General features: G+C 64.3%; 6 protein-coding genes. 4 read left to right on the forward strand and 2 right to left on the reverse strand.

What is annotated here, in order from left to right; translation table 11 throughout:
* Positions 1 to 179 precede the first annotated feature (179 nt).
* Complete coding sequence (locus AC1DU8_RS08265; protein ID WP_457280513.1) at positions 180 to 7,421, forward strand: two-partner secretion domain-containing protein; 7,242 nt, start codon at positions 180 to 182, stop codon at positions 7,419 to 7,421.
* 175 nt (positions 7,422 to 7,596) lie between these two features.
* Here AC1DU8_RS08265 and AC1DU8_RS08270 read toward each other — a convergent pair whose 3' ends face one another.
* Together AC1DU8_RS08270 and AC1DU8_RS08275 are read right to left on the reverse strand one after the other, a co-directional pair.
* A complete protein-coding gene (locus AC1DU8_RS08270) occupies positions 7,597 to 9,588 on the reverse strand; it encodes a sensor histidine kinase (protein WP_457280514.1) in 1,992 nt (663 codons plus the stop codon).
* 12 nt (positions 9,589 to 9,600) lie between these two features.
* Positions 9,601 to 10,296, reverse strand: a complete 696-nt coding sequence (locus tag AC1DU8_RS08275; protein WP_457280515.1) for a response regulator — start codon at positions 10,294 to 10,296, stop codon at positions 9,601 to 9,603.
* A 395-nt stretch (positions 10,297 to 10,691) separates the two neighbouring features.
* On the opposite strand from AC1DU8_RS08275, the gene AC1DU8_RS08280 reads away from it, so the two are divergent.
* The 3 genes from AC1DU8_RS08280 (at position 10,692) to AC1DU8_RS08290 (ending at position 18,455) form a co-directional block, all read left to right on the forward strand.
* Positions 10,692 to 15,842: a two-partner secretion domain-containing protein gene (locus AC1DU8_RS08280; protein ID WP_477726622.1), complete on the forward strand. Its 5,151-nt coding sequence runs from the start codon at positions 10,692 to 10,694 to the stop codon at positions 15,840 to 15,842.
* A gap of 114 nt (positions 15,843 to 15,956) precedes the next feature.
* Positions 15,957 to 16,238 (forward strand): hypothetical protein, encoded by a 282-nt coding sequence (locus AC1DU8_RS08285; protein WP_457280517.1) that lies wholly within the window; start codon positions 15,957 to 15,959, stop codon positions 16,236 to 16,238.
* Between the two features lie 531 nt (positions 16,239 to 16,769).
* Entirely contained in the window at positions 16,770 to 18,455 is a 1,686-nt protein-coding gene (locus tag AC1DU8_RS08290) for a ShlB/FhaC/HecB family hemolysin secretion/activation protein (protein ID WP_457280518.1), read from the forward strand.
* The last annotated feature ends 154 nt before the right edge of the window (positions 18,456 to 18,609 follow it).

Here is an 18,609-nt window from a genome sequence, read left to right on the forward strand (position 1 = left end):
GCGGGCATCGTTGGTTCCCGCACCCGCGTAGGTACGCCGGTGTTGAAACGCCACATGCAGTCGTTTCCCCATGCATTTCGGGGGTAATTCAAGGATACTTATGGTTACCTTCACGGGGCCCTTGTTACCCCGCTCGCCCAGGCGGTAGCCGGATTTCCTGACCTTCCGAAAAGACTCCCATGAAAAGTCACGCCAGCATCAACCGCATCTATCGCCTGGTCTGGAACGCCGCGCTTGGCCTGTGGGTGGCCGTGGCTGAAACCGCCAAAGGCCGAAGCAGGGGCGGCTCCGCGCGCAGCGGTGTTGAAGTTGCTTCCGCCGGCCCTCGTGGGGGCCTCGTTTTTGTCCTGCATGAACGGTGCCGCGCTGCCGTGGTCATGCTGCTGGCGATGTCCGTCTTTAACTTGCAGGTGCATGCTGCCGATGCGCTGAATTCCACCGTGGTGGTGGGCAGCGGCAATGTCAGCACCAGCGGCGCCACCACCACGATCAACCAGGCCAGCCAGCGCCTGGCGATCGACTGGACGCATCTTTCCACCGCGGCCAATGAGGCGCTGGTGTTCAACCAGCCGAATGCGCAGGCCATCGCGCTGAATCGCATCACCGGCAGCAGCCCGAGCGAATTCCTGGGCAGCCTGACGGCGAACGGCCAAGTGTTTATCCTCAACCCGAACGGCGTGCTGTTTGGTGCGGGCAGCCAGGTCAATGTCGGCGGCCTCGTGGCTTCGACGCTTTCCATGAGCAATGCTGACTTCATGGCCGGCAGCACCACGTTTGGCACAGACCCCGGCCAAGCTGGCACCGGCAGCAGCGCCGGCAAGGTTACCAACAAGGGCACGTTGACGGCTGCGAATGGCGGCTATGTGGCCTTGCTGGCGCCCGAGGTACGCAACGAAGGCGTCATCCGGGCCATGCTGGGAACCGCCTTGCTGGCAGCGGGCAACAAGATCACCCTGAACCTGGACAACGGCAATTTGCTGGGCTACAGCATTGACCAGGGCGCCATTAACGCGCTGGCTGAAAACAAGTTGCTGATCCAGGCGAATGGCGGCCAGGTTCTGCTGTCCGCCAAGGCCATGGACCAGCTGACCACGGCGACGGTGAACAACACCGGCGTCATTGAAGCCAAAACCCTGCAGAACAAGGCCGGGCGCATCCTGCTGATGGGTGACATGGAGACGGGTACGGTCAATGTCGGCGGCACGCTCGATGCCTCGGCTCCCGATGGCGGCAATGGCGGCTTTGTCGAAACCAGCGCCGCGCATGTGAAGGTGGCCGACAGCGCCAGGGTCACCACGCTGGCTTCCGCCGGCAACACCGGTAAATGGCTGATAGACCCCAACGATTTCACCATCTCCGCCGGGGGCGACATGACGGCCGCAGCCGTCGCGGCCGCTTTGACTGGCGGCAACTTTGAAATCCAGACCGCGACCATGGGCACGGCCGGCGGCAACGGCGACATCCACGTCAACCAGGCCATCAACCGGACGGACAACAACACCTTCACGTTGACTGCCGAGCGCGACATCAACATCAATACCGGCGCGAACATCACCAAAACCAATGCAGGCGCGGCCGGTATGACCATGACCGCCGGGCGCAACATCCTCCTCAACGGCAATATCGGTGTGGGCGGGCCTTCCACAACTCTTTCTGTGACGGCCAACGCCGTCGGCGATATCACCGGCGTGGGAACCCTGAACCTGAACGGCGGTGCGCTGGACATGACGGCCGGCGGCAGCATCGGCGGCACCGACGGTCTGGGGCAAATCTTTGCCGGCAGTTTGAAGCTGAAAGCCACCACGGGTGAAGTGGTCATGAATAGCGGCGTGGACTGGCAGGGTTCTTCCTTCGACCTGTACGCGGGTACCAACATCCGGGGAAATGCCGGCGCCGTCAACGCCACCATGAGTGCCCCCGGCGGCAGTTTCACCGCATCTGCGGGCAACACGGGTAATGGCCGAATACGCATCAACAGCTTCTCCAATGCCATAGGCACGCTCAACCTGACCGCCCTGGGGACAGGCGGAGGTGGCCAGGTCGACTTTTTGAGTGCCTCAGCCATCGCCAACGCTTCCATCACGGCAGCCCAGGACGTGAACGTCAGCGCGACTGGCAGCCTCAACCTCAATGCCCTGACCCTGACGGGCGCCAACCAGAACGTCAGCCTGGCGGCCGGCGGTGGCACGCTAACGACGCTGGGGGCCTTGAACACCGGCGCAGGCAACCTGACCTTGTCGGGCGGCTCTATTTCCCTGGGCGGCGACCTGGGCGCCAAAGACCTCAGCCTGACCGCAACAAGCGGCCTGAACATCAACAGGAACCTCACGGCGACGGGCAACCTGGCGCTCACCGCGAGTAATGCGGCCATCCAGCAAACCGCCGGCGTCCTGGTCGCGGGCGGCACGACGACCGTCAATGCCGGCGCGGGTAGCGTCAACTTGAGCGGCCTCAACAATTTCAACGGCGCAGTCAGCGTCAGCAACCTGGGCGTGAACAACGTCGCGATCAACAACGCGGGCGGTGCGCTGACCCTGGGCACTGTGTCGGTCGGCAGCGGCACGCTGAGCCTGAGCGGCAACAACATCGCGCAGACGGGCGCGATCACGCAGGCCGCCGGCGCGGGCGCGGTGACCATCAACGGCGGCGCCAGCGCGATAGACCTGAGCAACGCGGGCAACAATTTCACGGGCGCGGTCGGGCTCAATAATTCCGGCAACAACGCCGTGACCATCCGGAATGTGAACGATCTGGTGCTGGGCCCATCCACCGTGGGCGGCAGCCTGACGGCGACTTCCAGCACCGGCTCCATTTCGCAAGCCGGTGCATTGAACGTGACGGGCGCCTCCACGTTCACGCTCAACGGCACCAGCAAGGACGTGTTGCTGGGCACTTCGGCCAATACCTTCGGCGGTGGCGTGACGGTCAATGGCAGCGGCAGCGTCAGAGACATGGCCTTCCGTTATGGCAGCGGTTTTGCCTTTCCCACCACGCCCACCTACTCCGGCATCCTGACACTGATCAGGGACGTCGGAGCCATCAACCTGGGCACGCAAACCTTCAGTGGCGGCCTCGCGCTGACGGCGGGCGGGGGCATCAACCTGTTCGGCGGTACGCTGCAGACGGGCGGCGCGCAAACTTTCAACAGCGCGGTAACGGTTGCCGGCACCGTCAGCCTGGTCAGCACCGCCGGTGGCATCACATTCGCCAACACGGTCGACGGCGCGAACGCGCTGAGCACCACGAGCGCCGGGCCCACCAATTTCAATGCGTCGGTGGGTGCCACCACGGCGCTGACCAGCTTGAGTGTCAATTCGGGCGGCGCCATCAACGTGCAGACCGGCGCCACGCTGCGCACGGGCGACCTGATGCTGACGGCAGCGGGCGGCATAGGCAACGGCACCGGTGGTGCGGCAGCCATCGATGCGGCGCGCCTGAGCGCCATCAATTCAGGCAGCGGCCATATTGCGCTGTCGCATGCCGGTACAGGTACGCTGGTGGTGACAGACCTGGGGCAGGGCGATGGCATACAGAACAGCGCAAGCGGCGCCAACGTCAGCCTGGCGGCGGCCAACGGCAGCATCCAGGTGCTGGGCAGCACGGTCAGCGCGGCCGGCGGCAACGTTGTGCTTAGCGCGGCTGGCGCCAGCGCGACGCATTCGGTGGAGATCGTGAACAACGGCGCTACCCAATCGAACGTTACTACCACCGGCACAGGCAACATCACCATCAACGGCAACCTGACGAGCGGCGGCGCCAGCGCCACCGGCGGCTCGGCGGGCGGCGTGGTCGTCACCAATTCCAACATCACCGCAGGCAACGGAGTCATCACCATTTCGGGCGATGCGGGCTGGCCTTCCGGTTTACCGCAAGTGTCACGTGGCGTGCGCCTGGATTCGGGCGCGAAAGTTACCGGCGCCGGCAACATCAGCATCACGGGCCGGGTCGGCAGCAGTTCGCTGGCCACCAGCAAAGGCCTGCAGTTGGCCGGCGGGGCGGAAGTTTCCAGCACCGGTGGAGACGTTGCGCTCACTGGCACGCTAACCAATCATTCCATCCTTGATGGTACGGGCCTGCATGTCAGCGGCAAGGTGCAGTCCGGCGCCAGCAAAAAAATCACGCTTACGGGCTCGGCTACGGTGGGCGGTAGCGCAGGCAAGGGTGTGCTGATCGATGGGGCGGCGGAGCTGCTCGCGGGCACGGGTGGTTTGACCATTGTGGGCACCACCAGCTCCGCGACCACTGCCACCAGCGTCGTCGGCACATCCATCACCGTCAGCATTGGTGGCGTCAGCCCCATTGTCAGCTCCACCGGTGCAATGGACATCACGGGCACCCTCGACGGGGGATCTATCGTCGGAGGCTCCGGCTTGGTCATGGAGGGCGGCACCATCAACTCCAATGGCGCGAACATCGTTTTGCGTGGCTCCGGCGTGCCTGCGCCTGCGCCTGTGGCTTCCCGTGATGTCAATCTCAGCGGTACGACGGTCACCAGCGGTGGCGGTGAAATCCAGATTATTGGCAACCGGGTCCAGATTGACAGTACGGTCAATGCAGGGGCCGGCCGTGTGGTGATTGCGCCCTTTAGCACCAACCGGGAGATCACGCTCTCGTCACCGGTGGGGGGTATTGAAGCCGTAACACTGAATTTGAGTACCACTGAGATCAACAACATCACGGCGGGGGTGTTGCAGATCGGTACCCTGACGAGCACGGGCGGCATTGAGATTGGTGGTGCCATAACTGCCGCACCGGGACCCTTGCCGGTCATCAGTTTGCTCAATGCCAGCACCATCAGCCAGACGGGGGCCATCAGTGTTGGCAAGCTCAACGCGGTAGGCTCCTCCGTGACCCTGACCAACGCCGGCAACCAGATCGACGAGATCAGCGGGCGCTCTACCACCGGCGCATTCGCCGCCACCAGCAGCAAGGCTGCGCCGCTCACGGTTGGTACGGTTGACGGGTACACAGGCATCAACTCGGGCAGCAACGCCACCACGCTCACCAACCTGAACGGCGCCATCGCGCAGACCCAGGCCATTGTGGCCAGCAGCTTCACCGGCAGCGGTGTGGGTGGCGTCAATCTCAACCTGGCTGCCAACCAGATCGGCGCCTTTACGGCGACCAATAGCGGCGCGGGCGATATCGTGCTGCGCAACGGCATCAACACCACACTCACGTCCCTCACCAATACCGGCACCGGCCGCATTGACGTCGACAACATCGGCACGGTCACGCTGGCGTCAAGCGGCATCACCAGCAGCGGCACGGCCACGGGTACCACCGCCGGCACAGCGGCGGTGCGCGTCAAAGGCTCGCAGGGCATTGTGGCCAGCGGCGCGGCTCCGCACATCAGCAATTCGGCGGGCGGCTCGGTCTACCTCGACGGCGGCGCAGGCAGTGTAGGCACCAGCCCCGCCGGTGCGGTGGGTATTTCCGCTGCGTCCGTCACTGCGGTGGCGGCAGGCGGCGCCTCGCAGGTCAACCTGAGCCTGGCCAACGGCGGCACGCTGGAAAACATCTTCGCGGCGGGCAGCGTCAATGTCACGGCCACGACCGGTAACCTGGCGGTCAAGACGGTGTCGAGCAGCTCGGTCAGCCTCAGCGCCGCGGCCGGCGCCATCACCGACGCCAACGGCGCGGCGAACAACATCTCAGGGACGTCTCTGACTGCTTCCTCACAAAACGGCATCGCGCTGGGTACCAATGTGAGCGGTGCGCAGGCGCTGAGCACCACGGGCGCAGCCGGCGACATCACCATCACCGCCGCCAATGCCATCGACACCAGCAACTTCAGCGTGAGCACCAACGCGGGTTCCGCCCAGACCGTCAGCCTGGCTTCGAATGCCGGCATTACGGTGGGCGGCGCGTTCGGCAACAGCCAGGACAAGCTCAAGCTGATCACGACCGGCGGCAATATTGCCGTCAACGGCGCGCTGACGGCCAGCGAACTCACGCTGAACACCGCCGGTACCAGCACCCAGAGCGCGGCCATCACTGCCACGGGCCTGGAACTGCTGGGCACCGGCAGCCATACGCTGAACAATGCAGGCAACGCGGTGACCACGCTGGCCGGCAACACCGGCAACGTCAGTTATTCGCAGGCCGGCGCGCTGGCCATCGGTACCGTCAACACGGCAGGGTTGACCGCCAGCGGCAAGGTGCTGGTGCGCGCCACCGGCGCGGCGGGCGACATCACGCTGAACAATGCGGTCACCTCAGGCAGCGCGGCGAACGACTCGCTGGTGCTGGCCGCCGGGCGCAACTTCATCAACAACGCTGGCGCCACACCGCTGAACCCGGGCGCGGGCCGCTTCCTGGTGTATTCAACCGATCCGACGGCCAACACCATGGGCGGCTTGGCCTCTACCGGCAACGCCTTTAGCCGCACTTATGCGGCCAATGCGCCCACCGATGCTTCCATGACTTCGCTCAGCGGCAACCGCATGGTATACAGCGTGACGCCGGTGCTCACCATCACGGGTGACAACCAGGCCAAGGTCTATGGCGCGGCCGACCCGGGCCTGACTTACACGCTGAATTCCGGGCTGGTGGCCGGCGACACGGCCGCAACCGCGCTGGCCGGCCTGCTGGCAGCGCCGACGGGTTCCGCGGCCTCCGCAGGCACGCATGCCATCACCCAGGGCACGCTGGCTTCAGCCCTGGGCTACGGCATTGCGTACACCAACGGCACCCTGACGGTGGGCAAAGCCACGGTGAGCGTGACGGGCATGGCGGCCAACAACAAAACCTACGATGGCAGCGCAACAGCGACCCTCGGCAACGTCGGCACCCTGACGGGCCTGGCCTACGGCGAGCTATTGACCCTGAATTCCACGGGTGCCAGCTTCTCCGACGCGAATGCCGCCAACGGCAAGACCGTGACCGCCACTTACGGCCTGGCCAACGGCGCGGGCGGCCTGGCCAGCAACTACCAGCTGGCGGCGGCGCCCGTCACGGCGACGGCCGACATCAACAAGGCCAACCTGAGCATCACGGCCAACAATGACAACCGGACCGTGGGCGCCGCAGCCTATACCGGCGGAAACGGCGTGAGTTTCAGCGGCTTTGTGGGCGGCGAAACGGCGGTCGTGCTGGGCGGCGCGCTGACCTACGGCGGCAGTTCGCAAGGCGCGAGCGCTATGGGCAGCTACGCCATTACGCCCGGGGGCTACAGTGCCGGCAACTACGCGCTGGCCTATGTCGACGGCGTGCTGACCATCAACCCGGTAGCAGCGCCTGCGCCGGTGCCGGTAGTGCCAGGCGGCAGCCCGGCAAGCGACGCTTATCTGAGCGCGCTGCGGAACATCGCGAGCCTTGGCGCTTCAGGTGACGGTGGCGGCGCGCAGGGTGGTGGTGCGGACCCCAGTGACGCCCTGAAAGCCGCCGCTGCCGAAGCCGGAAATACGAACGAGGAATAAGCCCACCCCCGTCCAGCCTCACTTCGTGTAGCCTGTTCTCAGGGGGCGGCGCCTGCGGTCTGGCAAAGCCAGTCCCGCGACCCCCGTTTATGCGCCCAGAACTCTTCAACCAGCATGAGCCGTGGAACCGGCTTTGCCGGGCCACAGGCGGGCGGCCCCCTCGGGGGGCAAGGAACTACACGGAGTGAGTGACTGTGGGGGCCAATGGAAGCCACAAGGTAAAGCGCGTGCCCGCCGGCCCCGATTGCCAGTTGACCGTGCCGTCAATGGTTTGCGCGCGGCGCCGCTGGTTTTGCAGGCCTTTCCCCGCGGCGTCGCCAAAGGCTTGGTCGACATCAAAGCCCTGGCCGTTGTCTTCGATGATGACCTGCACCCCGGCGCCTTCGATGGCAGTGCTAAAGCGGATCTCGGTCGCATGCGTATGGCGCAGGATGTTGGCCACGCTTTCCTGGATGATGCGCAGGATGTGCAGCGCGCTGGAAGGGTTCAGCCAGTCCAGCGTGGGGAGTACCTGCACTTCCCACAGCAGCGTGACGCCGGTGCCTTCCAGCCGGGGTTCGAGCCGGAAACGCAGTGTGGCCAGCAGCAGCAACAGGTCGGCCTCCACCGGCTCCATCGAGTCGATGGCGAGCTTCAGGTCGTCCATGCAGTCCTTGAGGGTCTGCGTCACGCGTTCGTCACTCATGCCGCCGACTTCGATGGAGCGGATGGCGCTGATCAGCGTCGAGCCCAGGCCGTCGTGCATGTCCTGCATCATGCGCTGGCGTTCATCGCTCAGCATCTGCTGCTGGGCGATCTCGCGCAGGCTGCGGTGGCTGGCTTCAAGTTCGGCTTCACGCGCCCGCAGGCGCTCGGCCAGGCTGGCGTTGACCTGCTCGACTTCCGCAATGGCGCCGGTGTAACGGCGGTACATCACATAACCGAAGACGCTGAAGGTGATCGCGTTGGTATGCGGGCCCATATACCAGCTTTCGGGGCTGATGAAATTGTTCTGTACCAGCCAGTCGGTCGCGCTAAAGAGCGTGGCCAGCACCGTCCCGATGGCCACCACCATGGCGCTGCGAGAGCGCCCCCAGGCGTTGATGACGCCCGCCACGCTGACGCTCACGCCCATCAGTGCGGCCACCACATACAGCACTGGTGTGGTCCTCGGCGTGTTGGGCAGGGCCGACCACAGGGGCAGGGTCAGCAGGGCCATCAGCACGGACGCGGTGATCAGTGCCCGCGTCAGCCACAGTTGCTGGCGCCGGTGCAGCAGGCCGATTGAAAAGTGCACCACCGTGACCAGCCAGAACAGCGAGTTGACGGTGAACCAGGCAAACCAGTCGTTGGCAATCGGGAAGCTCACATAAAAATGCAGGCCCCGCACGAAGGACATGACCGCCAGCACAAAAAACAGCAGATAGCCCGGCTCATGCCGGCGCCGCAACCACACCAGCAAGGCGAAGATGCCGACCGCGAGGAAAGCCGAGCTGAACATGCCCGGCAATTCCTGCTGCAGCCATTGGCGGCCGCGGTAGCGCCAGCTGATGGCATCCACCGGGCCCAGCCACAGTGATGACAGCGCCACCTGCGTCGCAGCCGTGTGCTCGATGCGCAGCGTGATCTCGTGCGGCGGCCGGCCATCGGGTGATTTCTCCAGCAGCACCCACAGCGGCGTGTGCGGGCTGTTCCATAACGGGCCTTGCTGCTGTGCGGTGTGTACCAGGTGACCGTCGGCATACACCGCGAGGGTGCCGTCGGTGCGCACGCGGGCCGCATACAGCGCCAGCGGCGTGGACGATGCCGGGGCCTGCGGCACGGTCAGTCGAAACCAGCTGGTGCGTGTGACGGGGGCCACGCCGGCGGATGCTGCAGCCCGGGCCTGTCCCAGCAACGCTATGGGCAGGGCATGCGGCAGCGTAACGGGTTGCCAGCGGTCCAGCAGGATTTGGCCGTCGAGGGTGAGCGGTGGCGAGGTGAAGCCCGCATCGGTTTGCACCTGCCAGTCAGCCTGGGTGAGATGCAGGGCCGCTGCGTTGGGGGAACCACCCTCGCGGGTGCCTGCAGAGTCACAGGCGACAAGACCCGTCAGCACCGCAGCTGCTGCCAGCAGCGCTACGGCCGCACGGGGCGAAAAGCGCAAGGGGCGCAAGAGGCGCGAGAGGCGGTGGTGATGAAAGGGCATTCGCGCGGGCAACTACTGCGCCAAAATGCCCTGGTTCCTGGCTTCGTAGATTGCTTCAGCCTTGGAGGTCACCTTGAGTTTGCTGTAGATGCGCCGCACAAAAGTGCGCACCGTGAAGTGCGACAACTCCATCAACCTGGCGATTTCCACCGCAGTGAAGCCTTTGGTGATGTAGTCCAGCACTTCTTTTTCACGTGCCGACAGCAGCGATGACGCGTCGATATCGGCGGGCGTCGTGCCGGCGCCGGCTGCGGTGCTGCGGCGAAAGCGCGCCAGCACCTGCCGGGCGATGATGGGGCTGATCGGGCTGCCGCCGCTGGCCAGGCTGCGGATCTCTGCCGCCATCTTCAGCGGTGAGCTGTCTTTCAGCAGGTAGCCGGCAGCGCCGGACTCAATCGACTGCATCACATGCGTCTCGTCGCCAAAATTGGTGCTCACCATGATGCTGCATGCCGGCCACTGTCGGGAAGCCGCGCGGATCACGTCGATGCCAGAGCCATCGGGCAGGCCTAAATCAACCAGCAGCACATCGGCCGGCGGCTGCATCAGCATCTGCAAGCCTTCGGCACGGGTACCTGCCGCGCCCACCAGGCGCATGTCAGAAGCGCCTTGCACCACGCGGCTCAGCGCTCCGCGAAAGCCCGGATCGTCCTCGACGATGGCGACATGGATCATGGGCAGGTCTTGTTCAGCGGGAGGTGCATTCATCAGGCAGACATTTTGCGACGGTTTTCGGGTACACGACTCGCTATTTGTGTAGATCGTTTGTTCTACGTGCAAGCCGGTAACGGGTGTCTTGTCACCGGCAGGGCCTGTTCACTGCCCCGTCGGTGCCGATCATCATGCCATCCGGCCGACCGGATCGCTATATTTTTGATAGCTGTCTGCGCCCATTGCTGTTGGTCTGCAGCCCGATCTCGTCTCTAGAACGGGGCACCTGAAGGTATCTGGCGTAGCGCATATGCGCTACAGACAGCGGCTTTCGTGATTCGTACGATGACGGCCAGTCGGCCAGAGCGTTCCATAACAGCCGGGGCGCGGGCCCGGCTGATTGGCGAACCGCCTGGTCCGCTGCAAGCTCCGCCCTTCAACGAAAGTCTTCCATGAAAAGCCACGCCAGCATGAACCGTATTTACCGCCTCGTCTGGAACGCGGCTTTAGGGTTGTGGGTGGCTGTGGCTGAGAACGCCAGAGGCAAAAGCAAGGGCGGCTCTGCGCGTAGCAGCGTGCTGTTCGGCTCGGCACCGGCCGAATCGGCTGAAGGGGGTGGCGAAGGCGCGGGCTTCAGGCTCAATACCGCCTGCCGCGCAGCGCTGGTATTGCTCACTTCTCTTGCCGTGGTCACGCACCAGGCGCGTGCTGCCGATGCGGCCAATGCCAGCGTGACCGCGGGTGCGGCTGGCATCACCACGGTCGGCAACACCACCACGATCAACCAAAGCTCCCAGCGGGTAGCCATCGACTGGACATCCCTGTCTACCGCAGCGAACGAAGCGCTGAGATTCAACCAGCCCAATGCGCAGGCGATTGCGCTGAACCGCATCACCGGCAGCAGCCCGAGCGAGCTGCTGGGTAGCCTCACGGCCAACGGCCAGGTCTTCATTCTCAATCCCAACGGTGTGTTGTTTGGTGCGGGTTCTCAGGTCAACGTTGGCGGCCTGGTGGCTTCTACCCTTTCCATGAGCAATGCCGACTTCATGGCCGGCAACAACGTGTTCACGGGTTCCGGTGGCTCGGTGGTGAATCAGGGCACGCTGAACGCAGGGCAGGGCGGCTATCTGGCACTGCTGGCGCCCGAGGTGCGCAACGAAGGCGTCATGACCGCGAGCCTTGGCACGGCGCTTCTGGCAGCCGGCAACAAGATCACCCTGAATCTGGACAACGGGAGCCTGCTCGGTTACAGCATCGATCAGGGCGCGATCAACGCACTGGCCGAGAACAAACAGCTCATCAAGGCCGACGGCGGCCAGGTGCTGCTCGGCGCCAAAGCGCTGGACAGCCTCACCATGGGAACCGTCAACAACACCGGCGTCATTGAAGCGAAGACGATTGCCAACAAGGCCGGCCGCATCATGCTGATCGGCGACATGGAGCACGGCATGGTCAACATGGGCGGTACGCTGGATGCCAGCGCCCCGGATGGCGGTGACGGCGGCTTTATCGAGACAAGCGCCGCGCACTTCAAAATCCTGCCGGGCTTCAGGGTGAACACGCTGGCGCCGCGAGGCAAGACCGGCACCTGGCTGCTGGACCCGGCCACGATGACCATCGCGGGCGGCACAGGCGGGGCCGCCGACACCATTTACGAGGACACGATTGAAGCGATGGGTTCCGACGTGGTTATTGAGGCCACGGATTCGATCAACGTCACGGGCACTTTCGGCAATGGCGATGTGGAGCTCCTCAGTGGCCGCAATCTCACCATCAGAACCACAGGCCCCACCGGTACCGGCATCGACCTCACGGGCAGCACGCATGGCGCCGGCCTGACGTTCAAGGTTTCCGGCGGGGGCTCGGCGAGCGTGACCACAGCCGCGGCCAGCCAGGCCATCAAGACCTCCGCAATTTCCGTGACCGGCGGCGCCGGAACGATCAATATCAACTCCGCCGGCGCGCTGGATATCAGCAACACGGTCCTGCAGACCAGCGGAGGCGCGATCACGCTGTCCGGGGCGGGCCAGGCCGGGAGCTCGGGCGTTCTGGTGTCCCAGAGCACCGTGAACGCCGGCACCGGCGCCCTCACCATCAACGGCACCACGACAGACCAGTCGCAGTATGGCGTGCTGCTGGACCGCTCCACGCTTACCAGCGGCAATGCCAACATCAACAGCGCCGATAGCGCCGTGAAGCTGGCGGGCACCAGCGTGGCAAGCACCGGAAACATTACCGTCGAAGCGTCGGGTGCCAGGACGAGCCACCACGCGCTCGAGCTCGTCAATGAAGGCGTCACGCAAACCAACGTCGGCGTCAGCGGGGGCGGAACGATAAACATCACCGGCAGACTGGTGAACGGCGGCGGCAGCGCCACGGGCGGCTCTTCGGGCGGCGTGGTCGTCACCAATTCCAGCGTGACCGGCGGTACCGGCACCGTCACTATCGCCGGTGACGTAGGCACGACCGGGGTCATTGCTCAGGTGGCCCGCGGGGTACGGCTGGATTCTTTGGCCAGGATCACGGGTGCGGGCAACATCGACATCACCGGGCGTACAGGGTTGTTTTCCCTGGCAGGTACTGCCGGCGTGGAACTCGGCACCGGCTCGGAGGTATCCAGCACCGGCGGCTATATCACCGCTACCGGCCGGGCCGGTGTCAGTAGTGCCGCCACCGAGGTCAAGGGCCTTATAGCAAGAGGAAAAGTGCAGTCCGGCACCTTGCGCAGCATCACGCTCGACGGTTCGTCCTCGTTAAATGCTGCCGGGATCAGCGGCTCCGGCGTCCTCATCGATGCAGGCGCAGACATCATCGCGGGCAGGCTTGGTTTTAACAGTACGGGTTTGTTCAGTAGTTCAAACGGGGGAACGGCGAATATTACCGGCATCTCCATGGTGGGCGGCAGCATCAACTCGACCGGCGAGATCACCATGATCGGCAACCTCGGTGGGACAAGCTCTATGGGCGGGGGGCATGCCGTGAGCCTGACCGGCGGCAGCATCAACTCCAACACGGCGGCCATGACGCTGCGCGGAATGAATTTTCCTACGGGTGCAATTGCGCCGGCCGGCAGCTACGCCCTGAACATCGACGGCACCAGCATCACCAGCGGAGGCGGTGCGATCACGCTGCTGGGCGACCGCATCAACATCGGCTCCGCCGTCAACGCGGGCGCGGGCAAGGTGCTGGTCAACACGGACATCTTCAGCGCCAACCAGCCGATCACACTCGGCGGCGCATCAGAAACCGCCGCCATGAACCTGAGCAACGCCGAGCTTAACCGGATCACCGCGTCGGTGATCGCGATCGGCAGCACTTCCAATACAGGCGGCATAGTCATCGGCAACACCGGCGGCGCGATCAACCTGGCCAGCGCACCCAGCTTGAGCCTGATAAACAGCAACGCTGCAGGTTCGGGCATCTCGCAAACAGCGGCATTCACGGTTGCCAACCTGAAGGCCGATGCACAAACCGTCATCCTGGCCAACTCACTCAACCAGATCAGCCAGGTCAGCGGTCGCGCCTACGGAACGAACAATTTCGAGGTTAGCTCCTACTCTGCATTGTCGGTGGGGACGGTGGACGGAACGGCCGGCATCACCCAGTCCGGCACCGGTCTTGTTGCGCTGCTAAGCCGCGGCGCGCTGTCGCAAACCCAGGCCATCGTCGCGAACACCTTGCAGGCCACCAGTTTCGGGGGCATGACGCTGGCCAACGCAGGCAACCAGATCCAGAATTTCGGCAGACTTAACAACAGTACATCGGGCGACATCACCCTTCGCAACACCGCCGCCACCGCCAGCTTCCAGGGCAGCTTCAACAGCGCCGGCCGCGTCGATATCGCCAACACGGGCAATATCTTGATGGTGGGCTCCTACATGCCTTTTTTGAGCAACGCCACGGGTACGACTGCGGGCACCGCCGGCTTCAGCATGGTGGCCACGGGCGGCATCAGTACGCAAACTGTCCAGACCAACATCAATCCCCTCTCGGGTGGCTCGGTCTACCTGGAGGCGGGCAACGGCAGCATAGGCGCCAGCACCGCCCGCCCCATCACCATTTACACGACCGGCCCGGTCGTTGCGGTGGCGAGCGGCGCCGGTTCACAGGTCAACCTGGACCTGGCCAACGGCGGCACCCTGGAAAACGTCAGTGCAACGGGCGCGGTGAACGTCACCGCTGCCTTCGCCCTGGCGGTCAAGACGGTGTCCGGCAGCTCGGTCACTCTCAGCTCCTCGCTCGGAGCCATCCTTGACGCCAATGGCGCGGCCAACAACATCACCAGCACCACGCTTAACGCGACCGCACGGGAAAGCATCACGCTGGGCACCAATGTGACCGGCCTGCAAACGCTGGCGACCACAGAACCTGGCGCTGCGGGCGACATCAGCCTCACTGCCGCCAATGCGCTGAGTACCAGCAATCTCGCCATCAGCACTAACGCCGGGTCTGCGCAGACAGTCAGCGTGTCATCCGCGGCCGGCATCACGGTCGACAACGCCTTCGGCAATGCGCAGGACAAGTTCAAGCTGATCACGACCGGTGGCAACATCGCCATCAACGGCGCGCTGACGGCCAGCGAACTCACGCTGAGCACCGCCGGTACCAGCACACAAACCGCGGGCATCACGGCCACCGGCCTGGAGCTGCTGGGCACGGGCACGCACATCCTCAACAATGCAGGCAATGCGGTCACGACGCTGGCCGGCAACACAGGCGATGTGGCCTACGCGCAGGCCGGTGCGTTGACGGTGGGCACCGTCAACACGGCAGGCCTGACGGGCACCGGAAAGGTGCTGGTGCGCACCACCGGCGCAGCCAGCGACCTCACGCTGGCCAACAGCGTCACGTCCGGCAGCGCAGCCAACGATTCGCTGGTGCTGGCCGCCGGGCGCAACTTTGTGAACAACGCCGGGGCTGGCGCGCTCAACCCAGGCGCGGGCGGCCGTTTCCTCGTGTATTCGACCGATCCGGCTGCCAGCACCCTGGGCGGCATGGCTTCCACCGGCAATGCCTTTGGCCGCAGTTACGCCGCCAATGCGCCCAGCGATGCGTCGATGACCTCGATCACCGGCAACCGCTTTGTCTACAGCGTTGTGCCGACGCTCAACGTCAGCGGCGACAACCAGAGCAAGGCTTACGGCGGCGCCGACCCGGCTCTCACCTACGCCGTCAACAGCGGCCTGGTGGCGGGCGACACCGCGGCCAGCGCGCTGAACGGTGCGCTGTCGGCGCCCACAGGCGCTGCCACGACCGGCCCCACACATGCCATCACGCAGGGCACGCTGGCATCGGCCCTGGGTTACAACGTCGTCTATACCAACGGCACGCTGACGATGACCGGTACGCCGCCTTTGCCTGCATCCCTTTTCGGCGTAACTTCAGCGCTGGATGGGCCTTATGTGACCGCGCTCAACACCATTGCCGGCACGGGCAATGCCATGGGTGGCGTCACGGGTGGCGCCGATAGCGCCAATGGAGATGGCACAGGCAGCATATCGAGCGCGGTGGACGACGATCCGTTCAACATACTGGATGATGGCGCGCGCATGAAGGCGTTGAATGCCGCCGCAGAGGCAGCCCGCCAGGACAGAGGCGAATAGGCGGCAGCTTGGGGAGGAGGCGGGGTAGGCGAGGCCCTGGTGGGCCTGCGGTGAGACTCTGCGCAGGCAGCCTGCACGGGTGTGGTGACCTTGCTGGCCACTGGCTTGCCTTTGGTGACTGCCAGTACAGGCAGTACTACGCCCGGCACGCCAGACACAGTGCAGTACAGGATCGCGCTGCAAACCGTCTACCAAACCAGCCGCGAGACGGTCAACAGCGGCCCCGCCAGCTTCATTGAGCCCGACAACCGCGACGATGAGGCGGGCGGGAATGGCAACGGCAGTAACGGCAACAGCGGTGACAGCGGCGACGCCAGGCTGTTGAACTCGCTGGTCAGTATCGTCAGCTGCGGTTTATTGATGCCCAAAAGCGTTAGCCACGCCACTTGTGAATAAACCATTTTCATGGCTCTTCATTAGCTCAGTCGGGCTGTAGCCATTTATGGGCGGGCGCAAGCAGCTATTAAAAATGTAGCAATGACTCCGCGAAAGCCAAGTCGTCCCCCAACGATGGCAAGCTGGACGCGCGGCCTGGCCATTTCGGAGCCTGCAGGGAATCCCTGGTTGGGCTGAGCGCTTACATCAATTGGGGCGCCGTTGGGCGACGTTGGGCGACGGATTAGGGTGGGCCTCATAGCGCATTTGTGCTACAGGCAAAACCGGCAGATATAGTTACGATTGGTTTCATGTCCCTAAAAATGGGGACATACAGGATGAGCTGTCTCTGCGACATTGCCGGAGCGGTCACGCTGGACGTACTGCATCCGCAGTATGGCTGCATGAGAGTCGGGTACACACAATTGCAGGATGTCGCCCGGGGCATCGAAGCCATGGCCCTGGGGGGGCGATGGGGTGTATGGATGGTCAGCTGCCATGAAGGAGCAGTGGCTTGTGTTGGATGAGCATTAAGAAAAGTAGAGCGAAACAATGAAACAGAATTCGTTACCCCTTTCCGCGCTGGCTTCAGCCCTGATGCTGGCCTTGCATACCGGCGCCTGGGCGCAGACTGCCCCAGCCCCCGACGCCGGCCAGGTGCTGCGCGACCTGCAGCAGGCGCCCGCCTTGCCGCCGCCACAGAGCGTTCCGCTGCAGCGCATCGAAGAGTCAGCCGACCCCAGCCAGAAAGGCGAGGCGAGGGTGCTCGTCAAATCCATCACCATCACCGGGAATCAGGAGATTCCCAGTGCGCAGCTGCAACCGCTGGTGGCCGGCCTCGTCGGCGCCGAGCGGTCGCTGAGCCAGCTGAACGCCGCCGCCCGCCGCATCACCGCCTACTACCGCAGCCAGGGGTTTGCCGTGGCCCGCGCTTATTTGCCCGCGCAGGACATCACCGATGGCGCTGTCACCATCAGCGTGATTGAAGGGCGCATTTCCAGCCACAAGATCAACAACCAGTCGCTGCTGAGTGACGAACGCGCGCAGGCCTACCTGGGCCAGGTCAAGGACGGCGACGTCATCAAGTCCGACCAGATTGACCGCGGCCTGCTGCTCTTGCAGGACACCCCCGGCGTCAGCAACTCGCGCGCCACGCTGCAGCCCGGCGCCAGCGTGGGTACGTCCGAGCTGCTGATTGAGGTCAACCCCGCCAAGCCCTATAGCGGCAATGTTGTGGTCGACAACTACGGCAGCCGCTACACCGGCGAATACCGCGTGGCCGGTACGTTCAACCTCGTCAGCCCGCTGAAGATCGGTGACCAGCTCACCGTCAATGCACTGACCAGCGGCCGCAACCTCAGCTTCACGCGGCTGGCCTACCAGTTGCCTGTGGGCAGCGACGGCCTCAAGGTAGGCGCCGCGTACTTCGATACGCGCTACAAGCTGGGCCAGGAGTTTGAGACCTTGCAGGCCCATGGCACGGCCACCGCCGCCAGCGTGTTTGCCGCTTACCCCTTCATCCGCAGCCAGCTTAAAAACCTGAACGGCACCGTGTCGGTTGAAGACAAGCAGCTCAAAGACTATGTAGACGCCACCTCTACCTTCACACCCAAGAAAGTCCTGGTCACCACCTTCGGCCTTTCAGGCAACCTGCAAGACGCCCTGGGCGGCGGGGGCATCACCGGCCTGGATTTGTCGGTGGCGATGGGCAACCTGCGTATCAACTCGCCCACCGCCTTGGCCATTGACGCGGCCTCGGCCCAGTCCAACGGCAGCTACACCCGTGTTTCTTATGGCGCCAACCGTCTGCAGCGCTTTACCGACAGCACCTTCCTGGCGGTGTCGGTGACGGGCCAGCTGGCCAGCAAAAACCTGGATTCGTCCGAGAAGTTCTCCTTGGGCGGTGTCAACGGCGTGCGCGCCTATCCGCAGGGTGAGGCTGGCGGCGACGAAGGCTACCGCGGCACGGTTGAGTTGCGCCACAACGTGATGGCCAATGTGCAGGCTACCGTGTTCTATGACTGGGGCAAGGTCACCATCAACCGCAACCCTTTCGGCGCGGCGGCTTCCAACAGCCGCCAGCTGGCCGGCGCGGGCTTTGGCCTGAATGCCAGCCTGGCGGGTGTGCAGCTGCGTTCTTCGCTGGCCTGGCGCACCGACGGCGGCCTGCCGACTTCCATCCCGGCCTCATCGGCCAAACGGCCCACGCTGTGGCTGCAGGCGTCCATGGCCTTCTGAAGGGCCTGGTATCTGAGGCTTGCCGGCGGCTCTCAAATTCCCGAAGTAAATCGGGTGTTTGGCTAATAAGGACGGGCGCAAGCAGCTATCAAAAACATAGCGACTTCGAGCACTGCCTTGCGGGTTGCCGTGTAAAAGTTTTTTCGGCCTGGTG

The organism is Polaromonas sp. P3_A5 (assembly GCF_056403055.1).